Here is a 21,770-nt window from a genome sequence, read left to right as displayed (position 1 = left end):
TGGGGTGGCTAATGGGACTCGAACCCACGACAACTGGAATCACAATCCAGGGCTCTACCAACTGAGCTATAGCCACCATAACAGCTATCTTACTACTTCTACAACAACGCTCTTCACCGTAACTCTTAGCACGCTTTAATGGCGCGCCCGACAGGATTCGAACCTGAGACCTCTGCCTCCGGAGGGCAGCGCTCTATCCAGCTGAGCTACGGGCGCTTCACGCCGTTGCGGGAGAGGATAGTACGGATTTACGCACTGTCTGTCTAGTGCTTTTTGAAAAAAAAAGTTTGTTTGACGATAGTTTGTGCATTTCGTCGATAAATGGAGCGTTTTTACCCACTCAACGCCCCATTAGTATAATAATCAAACAATCAAGATACCAGTAAAGATTGCGATTTTTGCTATTTAACACTTATTGCCGACAAAAAATACTCACGCAACTTACAATTTATTGGAATAGTAATAACCAACAAATTTTAATAACTTAAATTGGCGCTTGATCCGACTAGGTTGTGACAGTAAACGATATAACCACTCTAGGCCTAAATTTTGCCATGCTTTTGGCGCACGCTTAACATGCCCTGTAAAAACATCGTAAGTACCACCTACGCCCATATATAACGCGTCTGGGTGTACTTGCCGACAAGCACGAATAAATAGCTCTTGCTTAGGTGAGCCCATGGCAATGGTCACAATCTTTGCCCCAGAAGCTTTGATACGTTCAAAAAGTGCATCTCTATCTTGTGGCGTAAAGTAACCATCTTGGCTACCGACAATATTCACATTCCATTGTGCCTTTAATTTACTTTCCGTCTGCGCCAATACCTGAGGTTTGCCACCAACCAAAAAGACCGGTGTGCCTTCTTTCCCGGCACGCTCCATTAAAGCTTCCCATAAATCGGCTCCCGCAATACGAGACACTTGTGCATCAGGATATTTACGTCGAATGCCGCGAACAACACTAATGCCATCGGCGTACAAATAATCCGCTTCATCTAATAACTGATTTAGGCCTTTATCTGTTTCTGCGGTTAAGATTTTTTCTGCATTAATCGCAATTAAAGAGCCACTTTTAATTTGCGCACCTTGATAAAGATAATCCAAAAAATGCGCCATATCTTTAAATCCCCAGATATTGTGCCCACGGATGGAATACTTCGGAATTGAATTTGTATCCATTACTTTTCCTTTTGTTCTAAACGAGGTTTATTGCGCACTTGATTAATAACATAGTGACGAACTAATCCTGCACTTTCAAATAACCAATACAGGAGTTTGGCTGCAATTAAACAGGCACCAAATACTAAACAGAAAAAGACCACGCGAGACACAAACGAATCAACGCCCTCACGCGCTAAAACAATCATGTTAAAAATAGCACCAAAGCAAAATGCTTGAAGAATGGCAGATTTGTAGCGATTGTGTTCATTTAAACCCTGCTGATAGAGCCAATCAAACCACTTAATAATAAGCCCAACAACCACCGCGCCTAAGGGGATAAATACAACGCCCCCCATCACCACCAAGGAGCCAATTAACGTTGGTGAAATGGCAAGTCCTGCATGATAATTAAGCACTTCCCAAGTAAAATAGTTTGCTGAATTTAGTACGACATCTGGTCTTTGTGGCCAAACCCATGAAGGGATAAACACATAAAAATCGCGAATAATAGGTGCGAGTCCTTGAAACTCGATTTTGTCGTAATTATTCAACAATAATGCAAGATTTTCCCAAGGAGAGAAGGTATCGCGAGTCAGATATAAAAAGGTATAAAAAGCTTCGGCACCACTGACATCAAGCCCGTAACGTTTTAGTGCTAACCAAAACATACCGACAATGCTCATCACACCTGCAGCAATTAACATCCATAAGGTTATCCAACCACGTACGATGCCAATAAATAAAAATAGTGCAAACGCAATAATGATATTTGCGCGTGTTCCCCCGACGATAACATAGGTCAAAATACCAAAGCCGACCGTCGCACAAAGGAAAAAAAGCCAACGTTGTTGTGTGGGCTTTAAGAAATAGACCACCAGCATTGCAGGAATAAAAAAATAGAAAAAGCGTTTTAGCGCCACACCTGATACTTGGCTTGAAAAAATTTGGCTATATGTTTTCAACTTAAAGAGTAAAAAGCCATTTTGTAAGAAAAATATGCCCACAGTGACGATAGCAATTAACGCTAACAGTATCCAAGTTAGGTTGGTCTCTACCCGATTCATCGTAAATAACGGCCTAGAAGGCTCGCTAGAGGCTTTTCTTAGCCTTACCTTATAAGTGACATAATAAATCGCATAAAAGCTAGTAGCGGCTAATAGAGCGTGTAATAAGGCATCGACAGGAACAACTGCCACATCAAACTGAAAGACTAATAAACAAGTTAATGGAAAGCCAAAATAGAATGTCAGCAAATAAAGCATGGAAAAGAAGACATTAAAATTAAAGCGTACCCGACGAAACTCTTGGTAGGTCAGTAATAAAATAAACCCCAACGAGATAAAGTAGACAAGGGTTAACCCCCCCAATTGCGCCAATGTCATTGGGTGTCTCCTGTGCTCATCTCAATCAATTGCTTCCAACCTTGGATAAAATTAGGTGCAAAGAAGGTAATATTCTTCCTATCCAGTAGCAATAATTGACGTTGCGCTTCTTCAATTAACGCCACATCAAGTTTATCACCAGAGAAGAAAACGGGAACACTTTGCTCTGTTAAGTCTTGCCAAAATGGATTTTGACGGCTAATCACAAAAGGGATCCCAAATTGGATCAACAGGCATAACGTACCAATACCCTGCTGACGTTGGAAAATAAAATAACCTAAATCACAGGTTTTTAAGAGTGCGAGATAATCATCAAAGGCAAGATTATGTCGTAATATCTCAACGTGTTCTGTTGGAAATAAGTTTGTCGCTGCATCAGATACTTGCTGAATATAATCCTCGTTATTAGCGGGATATCCCATAGGAATGATCACTTTTGCTTTATGACCAAATTGTTCAGCAATCGCATTTAAAGCATCGATATGGCGGTTAGATTTATCGCCTGAGTTACCTAATACAATAGTAATATGCTGAGGATCAACGGCCTTCTTTTCTGTAAGCGTCAGCGCCGGATCCATTCTTGTTGGGAAATAGAGCAAATTCGCGGGGATATTAACATTTGATTGAGCAAAATAATTTAGATCACCCCGTGTACCAAACACACGTCCAACCCGTTTTTGCGCAAGTTTACGCAATAGATAAAACAGTCTAAATTTTAATTGCTTAGCATCCTGATAAAGATCAGCACCCCAAATATGCCACCAGAATTGATGGCGTTTAATTTTGCCCATCAATAAAGCAAGCCAAATAGGCGCATTAAATTGCCCCAGAAATAGAAAACGTTGTTTTCTATCTGCTTTAGCTAATGCTACCACTCTCTGCGCGACTTGTTTTTTATCCGCTAAACACTCAATCTCTAAATGAGGATAAAGTGATGATAACGAGTTATCTTTACTGGCAACGATAAAACGAGGTTTATACGTTAATGCCGCCTCAGTCACGAGGTGGTCGTTAAAAAAGCGTAACATTGTGTTGTTATGATGCACAATGTCTGAACCTAGTACGTAAATCAAAGTTGTCATTTGCGCCTGCAATAAATCACGAAAACAGAACTACAGAGAAGGAAGTAAATAATATAGGTTGCCATATAGGCTTGAGCTGCACCTAAGGCACCATGTTCAGGAATAAGCCAGCGTGAAAAAAGCGTTAATAAGGCAAATTGGCTCACTTCTGTCAGAATATAAAAACGCAAAGCAGCCTTTGCAATCACCAGATAGCCAAAAACATAAGCCCCTACTTTCAACACATCACCAACCAGTTGCCAAGCAAATAACTCTCGCATAGCGATAAATTTTTCAGAAAATAGCAACCAAATGGCAAAATCTCGCAATAACCAAACCATAAAACTAGCCACTGCCACCGCTGGCAAGACGAATTTCAGTGACTTGGTTATCTCTTTAGCTATCTCACTTTTTTGCGTTAATCGTGAAAGTGTGGGTAATAAGTAAACAGAAAATGATGCTGTAATAAATTGTAGATAAGCATCCGATATACTGCTAACTCCTTGCCAAATGCCAACATCATCCCAGCTATAATGTTCTGCTAACAAGTTACGCATCATGATATAAGCGACGGGTAAAGTGATAGAAGTCAGTAGCGCCATAATGGTAAATTTACCAAGATGACTAGCGATAGCCTTATCCCAACTTGGTTTTAATTCACTGAGAGCAAAGCGCTTACGTTTTATTAAGATAACCATCGCTGGCAATAAAATCAGTGCAGGTACTAAAGCTAAGCCAATTAATGCACCATGATAACCTGCAACGAGATAACAGAGATAATAGGCAATAACACCAATTAAACTTCCCGCAATAATCGCTAAAGCGTTTCCAGATGCATCTCGATAACCTTTTAATATCGCCAGAAAATAGTTGGCATAGGCAATCCCCATCTGAATAAAGGCAACCATTCTGACAATATCTAGATATTGCAGATAGTCATCACCAAATAAAACGCGACTAATTGGTGTGGTAAAAATAAGAAATAAAATGGCAAGTAGTGTAGAAAACAGCAATATCATTGATGATGATGTACCCAACACATTTTTGCGTTGTACTGCATCATCTTGATATTGCGCAATCAATTTTGTTACACCATTAAAAATACCCGCCCCTGACAGTACACCAAGAACGGTAATTAATTGGCGGAAGTTACCCGCAAGTCCCACTCCGGAGGGACCAAAGGAGACCGCCAATAACTTTACGACCAACAGGCCAGCCCCGATTTTTATCAAGGTTGACCCAGCTGTCCAAATTGAAGCTTTAGCTAACGACATATCAAGCAAAGAAATGACGAATATGATGAATAACGGTTTGCTGCTCTTCTTCAGTCATGTTGTAGAACATCGGTAAGCGCACCAAGCGTTCACTCTCTTGTGTAGTGAAAATATCTTTACCATCAAAACGACCAAACTTCATTCCGGCAGGACTCGTATGCAGTGATACATAGTGGAATACTGTTAAGACGCCCTGTGCTTTCATATACTCATTAAAAGCCGTACGCTGCTCTATATCATTAAGTTTAATATAGAACATATGGGCATTATGCTCTAAACCGTCTGGTACAACAGGCAATGTTAACAAACCTTGTTCGGCTAACGGCGTTAATGCATCGTAATAGATTTGCCAGAATGCTAAACGACGTTCATTAATTTTATCGGCTTGTTCGAGTTGCGCCCAAAGATAAGCGGCTTGCAAATCAGACAGCAAATAGCTAGAGCCAATATCACGCCAAGTGTATTTATCAACTTGCCCACGGAAAAATTGACTACGATTGGTGCCTTTTTCACGGATCACTTCCGCACGATTAATTAAAGCCGGATCGTTAATCAGTGTTGCCCCACCTTCACCACCTGATGAATAGTTTTTCGTCTCATGAAAGCTATAGCAACCAATATGACCGATAGTTCCTAAGGCTTTACCTTTATAAGTCGACATTACCCCTTGCGCAGCATCTTCAACGACAAACAGGTTATGCTTTTTGGCGATCGCCATAATGGTATCCATTTCACAGGCAACACCTGCGTAATGAACGGGCACTATCGCACGCGTTTTCTCCGTAATCGCCGCTTCAATTTTTGTTTCATCAAGGTTCATGGTGTCTGGACGAATATCTACAAACACAATAGTTGCACCACGTAAAACAAAGGCGTTCGAAGTCGAAACAAAAGTGAAACTCGGCATAATCACTTCATCGCCGGGTTTGATATCCAGAAGGATAGCCGCCATTTCTAACGATGCTGTACAAGAAGGTGTTAACAGCGTCTTATGACAATGAAATTGTTCTTCTAACCACTTTTCACATTTTTTTGTGAAGTTGCCATCACCACAGAGCTTGCCACTTTCCATCGCCTGTTTCATATACTCTAATTCTGTGCCAACAACGGGTGGTTTATTAAACGGAATCATATTATCCCCTGTATAACCAATAAGTAGTGCTATCAATTAAAGCACCGCTTTGTGTATATAAACGCGAAGCTGCAATATTGCTAATTTGTGTTGCAACATAGAGGGTTGATAGACCTTGCTGTTGACACCAATACTTCGCCACCGACATCAGTTGCTTACCAATGCCTTGTCCTGTTCTATTGGGCATTACAGCAAGTAATCCCACTCTTGCTTCACTCTCAGAAATCCGACGTAATGTTACAAACCCTGTAACCTTATTTTCGCGATCCATCGTCAATAAACAGCTATCATCGAAAGTGCCTAAAACCGCTTTTTTTACCCATAATGCATAAAAACGGCTGCTATCACCTTCTTGGTACCATGGCGCTCGAAAGCGACTTTGTACAAAAGCCGCAGAAGCCGTTGTCATTAATAATGGGATATCAGTTTCATTGGCTGTGCGAAAATGTATTTCAGCAATATTTCCACAAGCATTTTCTGTGCCAATTGGCAATTTGAAATCTATTTCACCTTCAGCGAATTGAAATCCTAATTGCGTTAAGTTATCAATCAGTAGAAGATCATAGGAAGCAACTTTGGCATGAACAACCGTAAATTGCTCAAGCCTATCTTGTGTTAAAACAGGCGCTTGAGCACTAAACTCAAGACGGCCTGTATTGAGGGAGAAAAAATCGCTCTCCCACTCAAGATAATTAATATTGGCGAGGACGGACATGTAATAAATCCAATAGATAGCGGCCATAACCTGTTTTGGCGAGTGATTTTGCGCTTTCTCTGACTTGTTCGTCAGTTAACCAACCATTACGCCAAGCGATCTCTTCCAGACACGCCACTTTAAAACCTTGACGTTTTTCAACGGTTTGTACAAAAGTACTGGCTTCAATTAAACTATCGTGAGTCCCCGTATCTAACCAAGCAAAACCGCGTCCCAATAGCTCCACATTAAGCTCACCACACTCAAGGTACATCTGATTAATCGAGGTTATCTCAAGCTCACCACGAACAGAAGGTTTCACCTTTTTCGCAAAATCAACCACGCGGTTATCATAGAAATAAAGCCCAGTGACCGCCCAATTCGATTTAGGCTGTTGAGGTTTTTCTTCTATTGACAGCACTTTGAAATCATCATCAAATTCAACAACACCGAAGCGCTCCGGATCCATCACTTGATAACCAAATACTGTTGCGCCCCGCTGACGTTGAGCAACTTGTTTTAGTTTGGGGCTAAACCCTTGACCAAAATAGATATTATCGCCTAAGACTAAACAACAGTGCTCATCACCAATAAACTCATCCCCTAAAATAAAGGCTTGAGCTAAGCCATCAGGAGATGGCTGAACTTTATATTGCAGATGGACACCAAATGCAGAGCCATCACCCAATAAACGTTGAAATGAGGTAAGATCATCAGGAGTGGTGATAATCAAAATATCACGAATTCCCGCTAACATAAGTACTGAGAGCGGATAATAGATCATGGGTTTATCATAGATAGGTAACAGCTGTTTCGATACCCCTTTCGTTATCGGATGTAAGCGTGTACCAGAGCCACCCGCTAAAATAATACCTTTCATCATTTATCCTTCACGTAATCAATCACCCAGTCCTAAACGCTCTCCTGCATAAGAGCCATCTAGTACTCGTTGCCACCAAGTTTGGTTATTTAAATACCACAATACCGTCTTACGAATACCTGACTCAAAGGTCTCTTGTGGTTTCCAACCTAACTCTGCTGCAATTTTAGCGGCATCAATAGCATAGCGTAGATCGTGACCCGGTCTGTCTTTTACATGGGTAATTAAATCAACATATTTCGCCACACCAGCAGGTTTATTAGGATGCAACTCTTCGAGCAATTCACAAATAGTTGTCACTACATCAATATTACGGCGTTCATTATGACCACCAATATTATATGTTTTACCCGGTTGAGCCGTTGTTGCCACTAAATACAATGCACGGGCATGATCTTCAACATAGAGCCAATCGCGAATTTGTTCACCTTTGCCATAAACAGGCAGTGGTTTTCCTGAAATTGCATTCAAAATAATCAGCGGGATTAATTTCTCAGGAAAATGATAAGGGCCATAGTTATTTGAACAATTGGTGATCAATGTTGGCAAGCCATAGGTACGCAACCATGCTCGTACAAGGTGGTCACTGGATGCTTTAGAAGCTGAATAAGGGCTACTTGGTGCATAAGGTGTCGTTTCAGTAAAGAAATCATCCGTTCCTTCTAAATCGCCATACACTTCATCAGTTGAAATATGGTGGAAACGAAATGCCGCTTTTTTATCTTCAGGTAATACTGACCAGAAATGACGTGCAGCTTCTAATAAGGTGTAAGTACCAACAATATTAGTTTCAATAAACGCTGCAGGCCCATCAATAGAGCGGTCAACATGGCTTTCCGCGGCTAAATGCATCACGATATCTGGTTGATATTGCGCAAATAAACTATCAAGTGTAGCGCGATCGCAAATATCAACCTGTTCAAACGCGTAACGTTCACTGTTTGCCACTGGGGCAAGTGACTCTAAATTTCCCGCATAAGTCAGTTTATCTACCACGACGACACTGTCATTGGTGTTATCAATAATATGTCTAACAACCGCGGAGCCGATAAAACCGGCGCCGCCTGTGACTAAAATACGTCTCAACGCCATACTCCTTTTGTATCGACAATCCATTTTTGGGTAACTTGGCTACCAGGTATCGCTTTAAACTGTTGATGGTCGACTAACATTAAAACAATATCCGCCTCTTTTAATGCCTGCTCTGTAGAGACTAATTCAGTGATACCTTTTAATTTTGTCGGTAATTCATGAATATTTGGCTCTACGGCAAATGTTTTCCCACTATGCCAGTTAGCAACTTGTTGGGTGATATTCATTGCTGGACTTTCACGTAAATCGTCAATATTAGGTTTAAAGGCTAAACCAAAGCAGGCAATTTTGATCTCGTTAGCACGTTTACCGGTTTCAGTTAAACAATCCGCCACAGCGGCTTTAACTTGATCGATAACCCATACAGGTTTGCCATCATTGACCAAACGGGCAGTATGAATTAAGCGTGATTGTTTAGGATTTTGAGACACGATAAACCAAGGATCAACGGCAATACAGTGTCCACCGACACCAGGACCCGGCTGTAAAATATTCACGCGAGGATGACGATTAGCCAAACTGATTAGCTCCCACACATTAATATCTTGGTCGGCACAAATCAGGGATAACTCATTAGCAAATGCAATATTCACGTCACGGAAGCTATTTTCTGTTAGCTTACACATTTCTGCAGTACGGGCATTAGTGATAACACATTCACCTTCAAGAAAAATCTTGTATAACTCGCTGGCACGCTCTGATGATTTACGGTTCATGCCCCCCACAACACGATCATTGCGGATAAGTTCAACCATCACTTGTCCTGGTAATACACGCTCAGGGCAATAAGCGATATCAATATCGGCATTTTCACCTTGTTGATGTGGGAAAGTTAAATCCTCACGAGCCTGCGCAAGCCACTGTGACATTTGTTCTGTTGTTCCAACGGGTGAGGTTGATTCTAAAATAATCAAATCACCTTTCTTAAGTACAGGTGCTATTGAACGCGCAGCGGCTTCAACATAAGCCAGATCGGGTTCATGTTCGCCTTTAAAGGGGGTTGGAACTGCAATAAGGTAAGCGTCTGCGGGTTGTGGTGTGGTATAGGCTTTTAAATGCCCTTCTTCAACGGCTTGTTTTACCACTTTATCCAGATCAGGTTCAACGATGTGAATTTGACCTTTATTAATGGTATCAACAGCGTGTTGGTTAACATCCACACCAATAACACTTTTTTTACGAGAGGCAAAAGCTGCCGCTGTTGGTAATCCAATGTAGCCGAGGCCGATAACAGAAATAGTTTCAAAACTCATAATGTCACCTGATTATTTTTCAATGCTTCAAGAATACGTTGGCAGGCATGACCATCACCATAAGGATTTGTTGCTTTACTCATTTGGTGATATGCGTTTTCGTCTGTCAATAAAGAGGTTACTTCGCTAACAATACGTTTAGTATCTGTACCTACTAAACGCACAGAACCGGCTTCAACTGCTTCAGGGCGCTCTGTTGTATCGCGCATAACAAGAACAGGTTTACCTAATGAAGGCGCCTCTTCTTGAATACCACCTGAATCAGTTAAAATAAGGTAAGCGTGGTTCATTAAATAAACAAAAGGCAGATAATCTTGCGGTTGAATTAATTTAATATTATTAATTCCATGCAGAATACGCTTTACGGGTTCACTTACATTAGGATTCAAGTGAACAGGATAGACAACTTCAACATTGGGGTGAGCCAATGCAATCTCTGCTAATGCTTGGCAAATGCGCTCAAAACCACCCCCAAAGCTTTCTCTGCGATGTCCCGTAACTAAGATCATCTTTCTTTCTGGCTGAATAAAGGGATATTGCACAGCAAGTTCATCGAGCAGGGTTTGATTTCCCATCACTCGCTCGCTAACCCAAAATAGCGCATCAATAACGGTATTGCCGGTAACAAAAATATTTTTATCCGCAACCGCTTCTCGCACCAGATTTAACTTTGCAGTTTCAGTGGGAGCAAAATGGTACATCGCCAAATGGCCGGCAATTGTCCGATTCGCTTCTTCTGGCCAAGGAGAATAGAGATTACCGGTACGTAATCCCGCTTCAACATGACCGACGGGGATTTGTTGATAAAAAGCAGCAAGGCTTGCCGCCATGGTGGTGGTTGTATCACCATGTACTAACACAACATCAGGTTGAAATGACGCTAGAACAGGTTTTAAACCTTCTAAAATGCGACAGGTTATATCTGTTAAATCTTGTCCTGGTTTCATAATATTGAGATCATAATCTGGTTTGATCTCGAAAAGATTTAATACCTGATCAAGCATTTCTCGATGTTGGGCCGTAACACAAACTTTCGCCTCAAACGAATCATCATTTGCTAAAGCGTGCACTAAAGGTGCCATTTTGATCGCTTCAGGGCGTGTGCCAAAAACAGTCAACACTTTCACAGTGGCTCTCTTTTTTTCTTTGTTATATTGCTTATTTTTGGGAAAGCAATATGCCCTTATTCTCAGGGGCATCAGGTGAAAATACACCTGATGTCTCGTTATTATTAAAATGATAAAAAGGTAATAATGATTATTTTTTTAATGAACTACGTCTGACTAATGCCACACCCGCGCCCACTAAAACACCAATAGCGCCCCAAAGCACCATCATAAAGGCACGGCGAGGACTATCTCGTTTCACAGGATCTTCAGGTGTACGTAAGAAACGGTAAGTTTGGAAGTTATCTTGTAATTTAGCACCTACCGCGAGGGTGGATAACATTGCCGTATTTTGATCATAATCACTATCAAAATCTGGTCCTGTTGCCATTAATGTTTCTAACTGTGATTGCAATAAAGGCACGCCGAGTAGAAACAGCTTCGAATCCGGTAATTCATCTATCGCAATCGAGGTCTGTTTTTGAGAAATACCTTGTTTCTCAGCAACTTTAATCGATTGTTTGAGTAAATTAATTTGTCGTTGATAAGCAGCTTGAGCGGCCATTTCTTGGCGTTTCACTAAGGCTTTCATCGATTGTGTTCGAGTTGCCCATGCGGCAATCACTTCTTCATTTAGATGCTCTGCGGCACGTTTATTCGCAAAAGCGATATATTCATTGAGCAGTTGACTCGAATCGTTGGCCGTTTCAGCAATGAGTTTCAATTGATCATTAACCAATTTCTTCTCATCAGCCGGTGTAAATTGAATATTATTGATGAGCTCATCTAATAATGCCGCGTCTGCTTGCGCATCATTTTCTTTACGTTGTTTGTAATAATCCGTTTGCAGCCAAAACTCACGTCGTGTATCAAAAGCTGAAATCTGTGTTACAAACTCTTGATAAGCTTCATCAGGGATACTTAACTGAGAAACAGTCACAGACGGATTAATTTGCGTATCAAGATTACGTAAGAACTGAGACTGAGAATAATAACTACCTAAATTATTCACAGTAGGTCTCTCTGTCATCGCAATAGCGCTCCATTTAGGTTGCATCAAGTAAGATGCCCCTAATGCAATCAGCGCAAAAAGCAGCGCGAACCCTATTATCCAGCGTTTTCCTGACCATAGTGCACAACAAAGACCTCGAATATCGAGTTCATTATCGGGTGAAAACCCCTGTCGGGAGACGTTATTTTCCGAGTTCATCACGTTAAAAGACCTCTGCTTATTTAATGCTTAAGTTGTGTCGCTTTACGTAGGCGACGTTTATATCGTTTAATAAAACGAGCGACTCGCCACGCGCGTTTAATGCAATAACCGTACATAACAAAAGCAAGCAAAAACAATGCCAACATTACCCATTCTGGTACAAAAGATAAGTTTTCACCAATAATACCAATAGCGGCCAACACCGCGGCTGCAAGCGTGATCAAAACAAAAGCTTGGCGAGGGGTAAAACCTGCTCGCATAATTAAATGGTGGATATGTTGACGGTCTGGTGAAAAAGGACTCATTCCTTTACGTAAACGGCGGTACATAATTGCCACCATATCCATAAGAGGAATAGCAATGATCCATAATGCAGTAACCGCATTGATTGGATGAGGATCAACTTGAGTAGAGGAAATTAATAGCCAAATAATAGTAAAGCCTATTAGCGTACTTCCCGCATCGCCCATAAAGACTTTAAATTTTTTACCACAAACACCAAGGTTTAACATGATATAAGGTAAAATCGCGGCAATAAATGAGAAGCACCAAAACGCAAGTGCAGAGCTTCCACTTTGGTAAAGTAAAATACCCAGCGCACCAAACGAAACGCAAGAAAGACCGCCTAATAAACCATCAATACCATCCACCATATTAAAGGCATTGATTGCAGCCCAAACAGCAAATAGCGTGACGATATAACCAAAAGGCCCTAAATGCATATCCCAAGGCCCAAAAGCATGACCAAGTGATTCAAGTTTTAAACCACCGAATACCATCATAGCAATACCCACTAACGCTTGGATAGTTGCCCTGATTTTGACACTGATATCATAACGATCATCAAGCGCACCGATAAAAACAAGTATCCCCGCACAAATCAAATACAGCTCTTTGTGAGGAATGTAGATATCTGAAACATAAAAAGCGAAAACAATACCAAAATAGACTGAAATCCCACCTACAAGGGGGATCAACCCATGATGTCGTTTACGATAGTTAGGTTTATCTACGAGTCCAATCTTCTTTGCCACCTTACGAGCTACAAATAGGAAAGCGAAAGAAAATAGGAACACGTAAAAAACATTTGTGCTCATTTTTAGTATATCCACAGTACTGTTCTCTATAATAAATATAGCTGGTTATTTACCCATCCATGTGTTTTTTATTCTTTCTCCAGCTTGTACCACGACGAGTTTACTCAGTAACCCACCACCCTTTATCAATAATAAATTTTCCTTAACTATTTTTATTGATGTTATCGCTATTTTTATTAAAACTATAAATATGCAATATACATACCAAATTATCATTTTGCGATGATAATAAAAGACCTAAGTCCAATGTAAAAAAAACGCCACTGACTTGTGGCGTTTTTATCATATCGTTAATTACACAAAGTAAATGAGTTTAACAACCTCTAAATTGGTGTGATATCACTTATTTTTCTATCATCAACACAATTTTTTCTTTTTTTGTTGTCTCTCTCAATTTTGTAATAACACTTTATGAGCGTTTCATAAAGTCGAAGAATTCTTCATTTGTTTTTGTCATCGCTAATTTATTAATGAGGAATTCCATTGCATCAATCTCACCCATTGGATGGATAATTTTACGCAGGATCCACATTTTTTGTAACTCATCTTGCGATGTCAGTAATTCTTCTTTACGTGTTCCTGAACGGTTGTAATCAATTGCTGGGAATACTCGTTTTTCTGCAATCTTACGCGACAGGTGTAATTCCATATTACCTGTACCTTTAAACTCTTCGTAGATAACTTCATCCATCTTAGAGCCAGTATCAACCAATGCAGTCGCAATAATGGTTAAACTACCACCTTCTTCTACATTACGAGCAGCCCCGAAGAAACGTTTTGGACGATGTAGCGCGTTCGCATCCACACCACCGGTTAATACTTTTCCTGAAGAAGGTACTACGGTGTTATAAGCACGGGCTAAACGAGTAATAGAGTCTAATAAAATGATAACGTCTTTTTTATGTTCTACTAAACGCTTGGCTTTCTCAATAACCATTTCCGCTACTTGCACATGACGAGATGCTGGCTCATCAAAGGTAGAGGCAATAACTTCACCTTTAACTAAACGTTGCATCTCTGTGACTTCTTCAGGACGTTCATCAATAAGAAGTACCATTAATACGCAATCAGGATAGTTATGAGCAATGTTGGCCGCAATATTTTGTAGCAACATTGTTTTACCCGCTTTTGGTGGGGCAACGATTAAACCACGTTGTCCACGACCAATAGGTGCAGCCAAGTCGAGTACACGGGCAGTTAAATCTTCGGTAGAACCATTACCACGTTCCATACGTAAGCGGTTATTAGCATGTAATGGTGTTAAGTTTTCAAAGAGGATTTTACTGCGGGCGTTTTCTGGTTTGTCAAAGTTAACTTCATTCACTTTAAGGAGGGCAAAATAGCGTTCACCTTCTTTAGGTGGGCGAATTTTCCCTGCTATGGTATCACCAGTGCGAAGGTTAAAACGACGGATTTGACTTGGAGAAACATAGATATCATCTGGGCCAGCAAGGTAGGAACTGTCTGAGGAACGTAGGAAGCCAAAGCCATCCTGTAGTATTTCCAGCACTCCATCACCGAAAATATCTTCTCCACTTTTGGCATGTTGCTTCAAGATAGAGAAAATGATGTCTTGTTTTCTCATTCGAGCTAGGTTCTCTAGCCCCATATTTTCGCCAAGTGCTATCAGTTCTGATACCGGCGTATTTTTTAATTCGGTAAGATTCATAATGGTGGGTTCTTAATAACTCGGGGTAACTCTCGAACTATGAACGTGAATAGTATAACAGCGAATCGCTGTCAGTTTCGTCATGTGTAAAATTACAGATTACTACTTTATAACATCAGTATAAACATCGTGATAATGTTAGAAAGCATGTTAATGCTATATAGACCAGTCACAACACTGTCCCCAGAAAGTGACATCCATTGCCGTAACAAGATGATTGTACTTTCAGTTATGGGTTAGGAACATATATAGAAAAATTATATTCCTTGAATACTATAGATTATTCTAAGACAACCGGACTGGTTAGATGAATTCAGATTACTTATAGTTTATTCAAATACAATATTCAAATAGTTTATATCAAAGCTCTAACAATCTGAACCTGATATTTAATATCTCAGACTTATTAACCATGTCATATCATATGACCAATAAAATCCGCTATATTATGTAAGTAAGTGGCGCTAACTTATCATGCTTCGAAGCGGACGTCTAGCGGTCAGTAACAGAAATACCAACAAGATCTAAACGTCCTTCGTTATTTTGGTGCTTTAAATCAAATTAGATGTTTTCGTCTAAGAACTCTTTTAATTGAGTCTTTGACAATGCACCAACTTTAGTCGCAGCAACTGCACCATTTTTGAATAAAATCAGTGTAGGGATACCACGAATACCGTATTTTGGTGCTGTCGCAGGGTTTTCATCGATATTTAGCTTCGCAACTGTTAATTTACCCGCGTATTCTGTTGCAACTTCATCTAGAATAGGAGCAATCATTTTACATGGGCCGCACCATTCAGCCCAGAAATCAACGAGCACGGGGCCGGTTGCTTGTAATACATCAACATCGAATGTGTTGTCAGATAAGTGAAGGATTTTATCGCTCATTGTTCTACTCCAAAGAATAATATTGACCGTACCAGTGTAACATTAAATAACAAAAGACTATCAGCATTTCAGCGGATATCCTTTTGTAATGCAACCTATAACTGATATTCTATTACATTATGAGCAAAACATATTTGACAGAAAAGAAGTTTTCCGACTTCGCCTTGCATCCAAAAGTGATAGAAGCCCTTGAGAAAAAAGGGTTCTCTAATTGTACACAAATTCAGGCATTGACGTTACCTATCACTGTGAAAGGTCATGACATTGCTGGGCAAGCCCAAACAGGAACAGGAAAAACGTTGGCGTTTTTAACCTCGACGTTTCATTATCTTTTAACTCACCCTGCAAAAGAAGGGCATGAAAAGAATCAACCTCGTGCACTGATTATGGCGCCAACGCGCGAATTAGCTGTGCAAATTTATACAGATGCACAACCTTTAGCACAAAGCACTGGTATTAAAATGGGTCTAGCCTATGGTGGAGATGGCTATGACGAACAACTTAAAGTATTAAATAACGGTGTAGATATCGTTATCGGTACCACGGGCCGTTTAATTGACTATGTAAAACAAGGTCACATTAATCTTAACGCTATTCAAGTTGTCGTACTTGATGAAGCAGACAGAATGTACGATCTGGGCTTTATTAAAGATATTCGCTGGTTATTCCGTCGCATGCCAAATGCCGCAGAGCGTATGAATATGCTCTTTTCCGCCACACTCTCATATCGTGTTAGAGAGTTAGCTTTCGAGCAGATGAATAACCCTGAATATGTAGAAGTTGAACCTGAACAAAAAACTGGGTTTAGCATAAAAGAAGAGCTGTTCTATCCTTCTAATGAAGAAAAAATGCGTCTTCTGCAAACCTTAATTGAAGAAGAGTGGCCAGAGCGCTGTATTATTTTTGCTAACACCAAACATCGTTGTGATGATATTTGGGCGCATCTTGCCGCAGATGGACACCGCGTAGGTCTATTAACAGGTGACGTGCCACAGAAAAAACGTCTGCGTATCCTAGAAGATTTTACCCAAGGTAATATTGATATTCTTGTGGCAACCGATGTTGCAGCTCGTGGTCTTCATATACCTTCTGTAACACATGTCTTTAACTATGATTTACCTGATGACTGTGAAGATTATGTACACCGTATAGGTAGAACTGGACGTGCGGGTAAAAGTGGTAACTCTATTAGCTTAGCCTGTGAAGAATACGCGTTGAATTTACCGGCGATTGAGACCTATATTCAACATGCTATTCCTGTTAGTAAATATAACAGTGATGCATTATTAACTGATTTACCTGAGCCAAAACGTCGTCATCGTCCTCGTCAAGGTCAGCCTCGTCGTAATAATTCGGCACCTCGTAGAGGAAATAATACTCAACGTAATAACCGTAATAAACGCCCGAGTCACTCATAAATTATGCTGAAATCCTCATCACTTTATGCTGCTATCGATTTAGGCTCTAACAGCTTTCATATGTTAGTCGTTCGTGAAATCGCGGGATCTATCCAAGTATTATCTCGCGTTAAACGTAAAGTCAGACTTGCTGCTGGCCTAAATAAAGAAAACGAGCTGTCAGAGCAGGCTATGGAGCGTGGTTGGCAATGCTTGCGACTGTTTTCTGAATATCTCAGAGATATTCCCGCAGAACAAATCCGAGTCGTTGCAACTGCGACCTTACGTATTGCTAAAAATGCAGATATTTTCGTCGCTAAAGCGTCTGAAATATTAGGCAATACGGTTCATGTTATCAGTGGTGAGGAAGAAGCACGCCTTATCTATCGTGGTGTTGCCCATACAACGGGTGGTGCAGAACAGCGCTTGGTGGTAGATATTGGTGGCGGTAGCACAGAATTAGTCACCGGTACGGGGGCTAAAACAACACAGCTAATGAGTTTGAGCATGGGTTGTGTAACATGGCTAGAGCGCTATTTTAGCGATCGCTCATTAACAGAAGAAAACTTTGCTCAAGCACAACAGGCAGCAAAAGCTATCCTTGCACCTGTGGCAGAAAAACTTATCCAACAAGGTTGGCAAGTTTGTGTGGGGGCATCGGGCACCGTTCAAGCATTACAAGAGATCATGATTGCTCAAGGAATGGATGAATTAATTACCTTACCTAAATTAGAGCGACTGAAACAAAAAGCCATTGAGTGTGGCAAGCTTGAAGAGTTAGAAATCGAAGGCCTTACTTTCGAAAGAGCGCTTGTTTTCCCTAGCGGATTAGCCATTCTGATCGCTATTTTTGAAACCCTGCATATTGAAAATATGATCTTAGCCGGTGGTGCACTACGTGAAGGCTTAGTCTACGGTATGTTGCATTTACCTATTGAGCAAGATATTCGTCAACGTACTTTGCGTAATATTCAGCGCCGTTTCCAAATTGATATTGAGCAAGCCCATCGTGTTCAACAATTAGCAGAGCATTTTTTCATTCAAGTCAGTAAAAGTTGGCAATTAGATAATCGCTGTCGAGAGCTACTTTCCAGCGCTTGTGCCTTACATGAAATCGGCTTAAGTGTTGATTTTCGCCAAGCGCCTTCACATGCCAGTTATTTAGTTTCTCACCTTGATTTACCTGGTTATACACCCGCGCAACGACGTTTAATCGCCTCATTTTTAAGAAATCAGAAGGGGATTATCGATCTCGCACCTTTGAATCAGCAAAATGCGCTACCGATAAATCAAGCATACCGCTTGGTACGTTTACTTCGCCTAGCAATTATTTTTGCCAGTCGTCGTCGTGATGATACTTTACCTGCACTGCGTTTACGTACTGAAGATGAAAAATTAATCATTACCTTGCCACATCAATGGATCGCTGAACATCCTTTACGTGCGGAAAATCTTCATGAAGAGATACAGTTACAAAGCTACGTCCATTGGCCATTAATGCTTGAAGAGCAAAATAACTCACGCATAGGTTAAAACGTCTAACCTGATTCAAAATAATCCCTTACTTATCATGCAAGTAAGGGATTTTATTTTTTACTGACAGACAGCTAAGGTTTATGTCTCGCCAACATCGCTTTAAGCCCAGCGACCCCTTTTTGCCCTTTTTCTTGCTTTTCTTGAGCACTTAACACTTTCTTTTTATTGGTATCCCAATGGAGATCGTCTTGAGGCAATTCATATAGAAAACGACTGGGCTCTGGACGAATTAATTCACCGTATTGACGTCGCTCTTTACATAATGTGAAAGTTAATGTCTTTTGTGCTCGAGTAATACCGACATAAGCTAAACGCCGCTCTTCTTCAACGTTATCTTCATCGATACTACTTTGATGAGGCAAGATCCCCTCTTCCATGCCAACCAGAAAAACATGTGGAAATTCCAGTCCTTTTGAGGCGTGAAGTGTCATTAATTGCACTTGATCTAACTCTTCATCGGTTTCGCCACGCTCCATCATATCGCGCAGAGTAAAACGGTTGACCACTTGAGAGAGCGTCATGGGTTCATGTAGCTCATCCCCCTCAAGCATTTCACTCATCCAAGAAAAAAGCTGGTTAATATTTTTCATTCTCATTTCAGCCGCTTTCGCGCTACTAGAGGTTTCATATAACCAACTTTCATAATCCATTTCATGAAGCAAATCACGTACAGCGAGCAAAGGCTCACGCTCTGATTGTTGTACAATTCGCGCCATCCACTGTGAAAAAGCCTGTAATGCACTTAAACCTCGCCCTGTTAACGTTTGGCTTAATCCCAAGTCAAAACAGGCATTAAATAAGCTTTTATCACGGACTTTAGCCCACTCCCCCAACTTTTGGATAGTCATCGGGCCTATTTCACGACGAGGCTTATTGACGATACGTAAGAATGCAGCATCATCATCCGGATTAGTGATCACTCTTAAGTAAGCCAAAATATCCTTGATCTCTTCACGGGAAAAAAACGAGGTTTCACCCGAAATGCGATAAGGAATGCGATTTTGCATCAAATACTTTTCAAAAATACGCGACTGGTGATTACCTCGATAGAGTATTGCGTAATCTTTATAATTAGTTTTATTAATAAAATGATGGGCAATCAGTTCCCCCGCTACACGCTCAGCTTCATGCTCTTCATTATTAGCGGTTAATACTCGTAGCTCATCCCCATAACCTAATTCTGAAAACAGCCGTTTTTCAAATACATGGGGATTATTTTCAATTAAAATATTAGCTGATTTTAAAATACGCCCTGATGAGCGATAGTTTTGTTCCAGTTTGATCACATTTAGCTGTGGGAAATCTTTTTGCAATAGCACCAGATTTTGGGGACGCGCACCACGCCATGAATAAATAGACTGATCATCATCCCCCACCACAGTGAAACGGGCTCTTTCACCCACTAACCATTTCACCAACTCATATTGGCTTGTATTGGTATCTTGATATTCATCCACCAGCAGATAACGAATACGCTGTTGCCAGCGCGCCCTTACTTCTTCATTAGTACGTAATAGCAAGGTAGGCTTACTGATTAAGTCATCAAAATCCAATATATTACAGCTTAGTAAATGTTGCTCATAACGTCGAAAGCACTCGGCAAAAGTATGATCTTGCTGCGATTGTGCTCTACCAATCACTTGCTCAGGTGTGAGCATGTCATTTTTCCAGTTAGAGATTTGACTCTTTAACTGTGATAGCAAATCTTTATCTTCTTCTAATAAATCTACCGTTAATTCTTTTAATAATGCGGATTGGTCTTGATCATCAAACAAAGAAAAGTTGGATTTTATGCCTAATGCTTTGTATTCTCGCTTAATAATCTCCAATCCTAATGTATGGAAGGTCGAGATCATTAATCCTTTCGCCTCTTGTTTTCCCAATGTTTGAGCAACACGCTCTTTCATTTCACGCGCCGCTTTATTGGTAAAAGTCACCGCAGCAATCTGCTTAGCAGAATAACGGCATTGACGAATAAGATAAGCAATTTTATTGGTTATCACTCGTGTTTTACCCGAGCCGGCTCCCGCCAAGACCAGACAAGGACCTGACACATATTCAACTGCTTTTTGCTGACCGGGATTTAATCGCATACTTTTTCCAAACTTCATTAACCAAGAATATCACGGGGGAGTCATTGTAGCAGAAAGCGCATAGGAAAATGGTTCAGTTTTTTGAGCTTTATTTCTCTAGTTAAAGGAAGTTTAACCTTGTTTAATAAAGTTTTACTTTGTATAATATTCAAACAAATATGGAGGTGTATATTATGAGTATAAAAAGCGAATTAATAGCCACTAAAGTTGATATAGAGCTCAAAGAGGCTTTTGTTGCAATAGCTCGAAATAAACACAGACCAGCCTCTCAAATCTTAAGAGATCTCATTCGAGTTTATGTGGAAAGTAATCAAACACAACCAAATGAAAAAACATTAAACACTTTTGCAAAAACAGATAAAGGTGATGATGTTTTTTATGCTGAAGATGCCCATGATTTATTCAAAAAATTGGATATCTAAATGCGAAAAGTGAGTTATTCAGGACAATTTAAAAAAGACTTAAAACTCGCAGAAAAGCGAGGAAAGGATATTAATAAACTAAAAGAGATTATATTACTATTAGTGCAAGGAAAACGACTACCTGCTCAATTGAAAGATCATCCATTAACAGGAAAATGGAAGCCTCGTCGAGATCTTCATATCGAACCTGATTGGCTACTTATTTATAAAATAGACAATGATACTGTTCATTTTGACAGAACTGGCTCACATTCTGATTTATTTAAATAAAAACCACATATCAAATTGATAGATATGTGGTTTTATCTTTTTAAAATATATTTAGCACTTATTTTTCTAAACTATCTATTTCAAGATATTGACATCCTCCACGCCCTAAAGGACGTGGATCCCTACTGCGTTCAGACTGATGTCTGAATC

19 protein-coding genes and 2 tRNA genes are annotated in these 21,770 nt (G+C 40.3%); 4 read left to right on the top strand and 17 right to left on the bottom strand.

The window, feature by feature from the left end; genetic code table 11:
- The 16 genes from AACU98_RS08530 to trxA all read right to left on the bottom strand — a co-directional run bounded on the left by AACU98_RS08530 (position 1) and on the right by trxA (position 15,902).
- Positions 1 to 76: transfer RNA gene (locus tag AACU98_RS08530), tRNA-His, on the bottom strand.
- A 63-nt stretch (positions 77 to 139) separates the two neighbouring features.
- Positions 140 to 216: transfer RNA gene (locus AACU98_RS08525), tRNA-Arg, on the bottom strand.
- Positions 217 to 441: 225 nt separating this feature from the next.
- Positions 442 to 1,179, bottom strand: a complete 738-nt coding sequence (gene wecG, locus AACU98_RS08520; protein ID WP_004246339.1) for a lipopolysaccharide N-acetylmannosaminouronosyltransferase — start codon at positions 1,177 to 1,179, stop codon at positions 442 to 444.
- Entirely contained in the window at positions 1,179 to 2,543 is a 1,365-nt protein-coding gene (gene wzyE / locus AACU98_RS08515) for an ECA oligosaccharide polymerase (protein WP_004246340.1), read from the bottom strand. Before wzyE ends, wecG begins: the two co-directional genes overlap by 1 nt.
- Positions 2,540 to 3,625: a TDP-N-acetylfucosamine:lipid II N-acetylfucosaminyltransferase gene (locus AACU98_RS08510; RefSeq protein WP_004249664.1), complete on the bottom strand. Its 1,086-nt coding sequence runs from the start codon at positions 3,623 to 3,625 to the stop codon at positions 2,540 to 2,542. The genes wzyE and AACU98_RS08510 overlap by 4 nt, the downstream gene beginning before the upstream one ends.
- Positions 3,622 to 4,878 carry a lipid III flippase WzxE gene (gene wzxE / locus AACU98_RS08505; protein WP_004246342.1) on the bottom strand — a complete coding sequence of 419 codons (1,257 nt, stop codon included), beginning with the start codon at positions 4,876 to 4,878 and terminating at the stop codon, positions 3,622 to 3,624. Before wzxE ends, AACU98_RS08510 begins: the two co-directional genes overlap by 4 nt.
- Position 4,879: 1 nt before the next feature.
- The gene (rffA, locus tag AACU98_RS08500; RefSeq protein WP_004246343.1) at positions 4,880 to 6,010 is read right to left on the bottom strand and encodes a dTDP-4-amino-4,6-dideoxygalactose transaminase; all 1,131 of its coding nucleotides are present in this window, start codon (positions 6,008 to 6,010) and stop codon (positions 4,880 to 4,882) included.
- A 1-nt stretch (position 6,011) separates the two neighbouring features.
- The gene (gene rffC, locus AACU98_RS08495) at positions 6,012 to 6,725 is read right to left on the bottom strand and encodes a dTDP-4-amino-4,6-dideoxy-D-galactose acyltransferase (RefSeq protein ID WP_004246344.1); all 714 of its coding nucleotides are present in this window, start codon (positions 6,723 to 6,725) and stop codon (positions 6,012 to 6,014) included.
- On the bottom strand, positions 6,703 to 7,584 hold the full coding sequence (gene rfbA, locus AACU98_RS08490) for a glucose-1-phosphate thymidylyltransferase RfbA (RefSeq protein WP_004249667.1): 882 nt from the start codon (positions 7,582 to 7,584) through the stop codon (positions 6,703 to 6,705). Before rfbA ends, rffC begins: the two co-directional genes overlap by 23 nt.
- Positions 7,585 to 7,602: 18 nt before the next feature.
- Positions 7,603 to 8,676 (bottom strand): dTDP-glucose 4,6-dehydratase, encoded by a 1,074-nt coding sequence (gene rffG / locus AACU98_RS08485; RefSeq protein WP_017628776.1) that lies wholly within the window; start codon positions 8,674 to 8,676, stop codon positions 7,603 to 7,605.
- On the bottom strand, positions 8,667 to 9,929 hold the full coding sequence (wecC, locus tag AACU98_RS08480; RefSeq protein ID WP_004246348.1) for a UDP-N-acetyl-D-mannosamine dehydrogenase: 1,263 nt from the start codon (positions 9,927 to 9,929) through the stop codon (positions 8,667 to 8,669). The genes rffG and wecC overlap by 10 nt, the downstream gene beginning before the upstream one ends.
- Entirely contained in the window at positions 9,926 to 11,056 is a 1,131-nt protein-coding gene (wecB, locus tag AACU98_RS08475; protein ID WP_161735827.1) for a non-hydrolyzing UDP-N-acetylglucosamine 2-epimerase, read from the bottom strand. Before wecB ends, wecC begins: the two co-directional genes overlap by 4 nt.
- Positions 11,057 to 11,186: 130 nt before the next feature.
- A complete protein-coding gene (wzzE, locus tag AACU98_RS08470; protein WP_004249670.1) occupies positions 11,187 to 12,245 on the bottom strand; it encodes an ECA polysaccharide chain length modulation protein in 1,059 nt (352 codons plus the stop codon).
- Positions 12,246 to 12,268: 23 nt separating this feature from the next.
- The gene (gene wecA / locus AACU98_RS08465) at positions 12,269 to 13,360 is read right to left on the bottom strand and encodes a UDP-N-acetylglucosamine--undecaprenyl-phosphate N-acetylglucosaminephosphotransferase (RefSeq protein ID WP_004246352.1); all 1,092 of its coding nucleotides are present in this window, start codon (positions 13,358 to 13,360) and stop codon (positions 12,269 to 12,271) included.
- Between the two features lie 394 nt (positions 13,361 to 13,754).
- Positions 13,755 to 15,014 (bottom strand): transcription termination factor Rho, encoded by a 1,260-nt coding sequence (gene rho / locus AACU98_RS08460; protein ID WP_004246354.1) that lies wholly within the window; start codon positions 15,012 to 15,014, stop codon positions 13,755 to 13,757.
- Between the two features lie 561 nt (positions 15,015 to 15,575).
- Positions 15,576 to 15,902 carry a thioredoxin TrxA gene (trxA, locus tag AACU98_RS08455; protein ID WP_004246355.1) on the bottom strand — a complete coding sequence of 109 codons (327 nt, stop codon included), beginning with the start codon at positions 15,900 to 15,902 and terminating at the stop codon, positions 15,576 to 15,578.
- A gap of 119 nt (positions 15,903 to 16,021) precedes the next feature.
- On the opposite strand from trxA, the gene rhlB reads away from it, so the two are divergent.
- Positions 16,022 to 17,320: an ATP-dependent RNA helicase RhlB gene (rhlB, locus tag AACU98_RS08450; protein ID WP_004249672.1), complete on the top strand. Its 1,299-nt coding sequence runs from the start codon at positions 16,022 to 16,024 to the stop codon at positions 17,318 to 17,320.
- Between the two features lie 3 nt (positions 17,321 to 17,323).
- Positions 17,324 to 18,832 (top strand): guanosine-5'-triphosphate,3'-diphosphate diphosphatase, encoded by a 1,509-nt coding sequence (gene gppA, locus AACU98_RS08445; RefSeq protein WP_004246357.1) that lies wholly within the window; start codon positions 17,324 to 17,326, stop codon positions 18,830 to 18,832.
- A gap of 74 nt (positions 18,833 to 18,906) precedes the next feature.
- On the opposite strand, the gene rep is transcribed toward gppA, so the two are convergent.
- Positions 18,907 to 20,928, bottom strand: coding sequence for a DNA helicase Rep (gene rep / locus AACU98_RS08440; protein WP_161735825.1), 2,022 nt, complete (start codon positions 20,926 to 20,928; stop codon positions 18,907 to 18,909).
- 173 nt (positions 20,929 to 21,101) lie between these two features.
- Between rep and AACU98_RS08435 the strand changes: the two genes are divergently transcribed.
- Positions 21,102 to 21,350: a hypothetical protein gene (locus AACU98_RS08435; protein WP_004253075.1), complete on the top strand. Its 249-nt coding sequence runs from the start codon at positions 21,102 to 21,104 to the stop codon at positions 21,348 to 21,350.
- Positions 21,351 to 21,620 (top strand): type II toxin-antitoxin system RelE/ParE family toxin, encoded by a 270-nt coding sequence (locus AACU98_RS08430; protein WP_161735822.1) that lies wholly within the window; start codon positions 21,351 to 21,353, stop codon positions 21,618 to 21,620.
- The last annotated feature ends 150 nt before the right edge of the window (positions 21,621 to 21,770 follow it).

The organism is Proteus sp. G4380 (assembly GCF_963885725.1).
In the GTDB taxonomy this organism is placed as follows: domain Bacteria; phylum Pseudomonadota; class Gammaproteobacteria; order Enterobacterales; family Enterobacteriaceae; genus Proteus; species Proteus mirabilis.
Note: the sequence above shows the minus strand (reverse complement) of the source record. Positions and strands in the feature narration are given on the sequence as shown.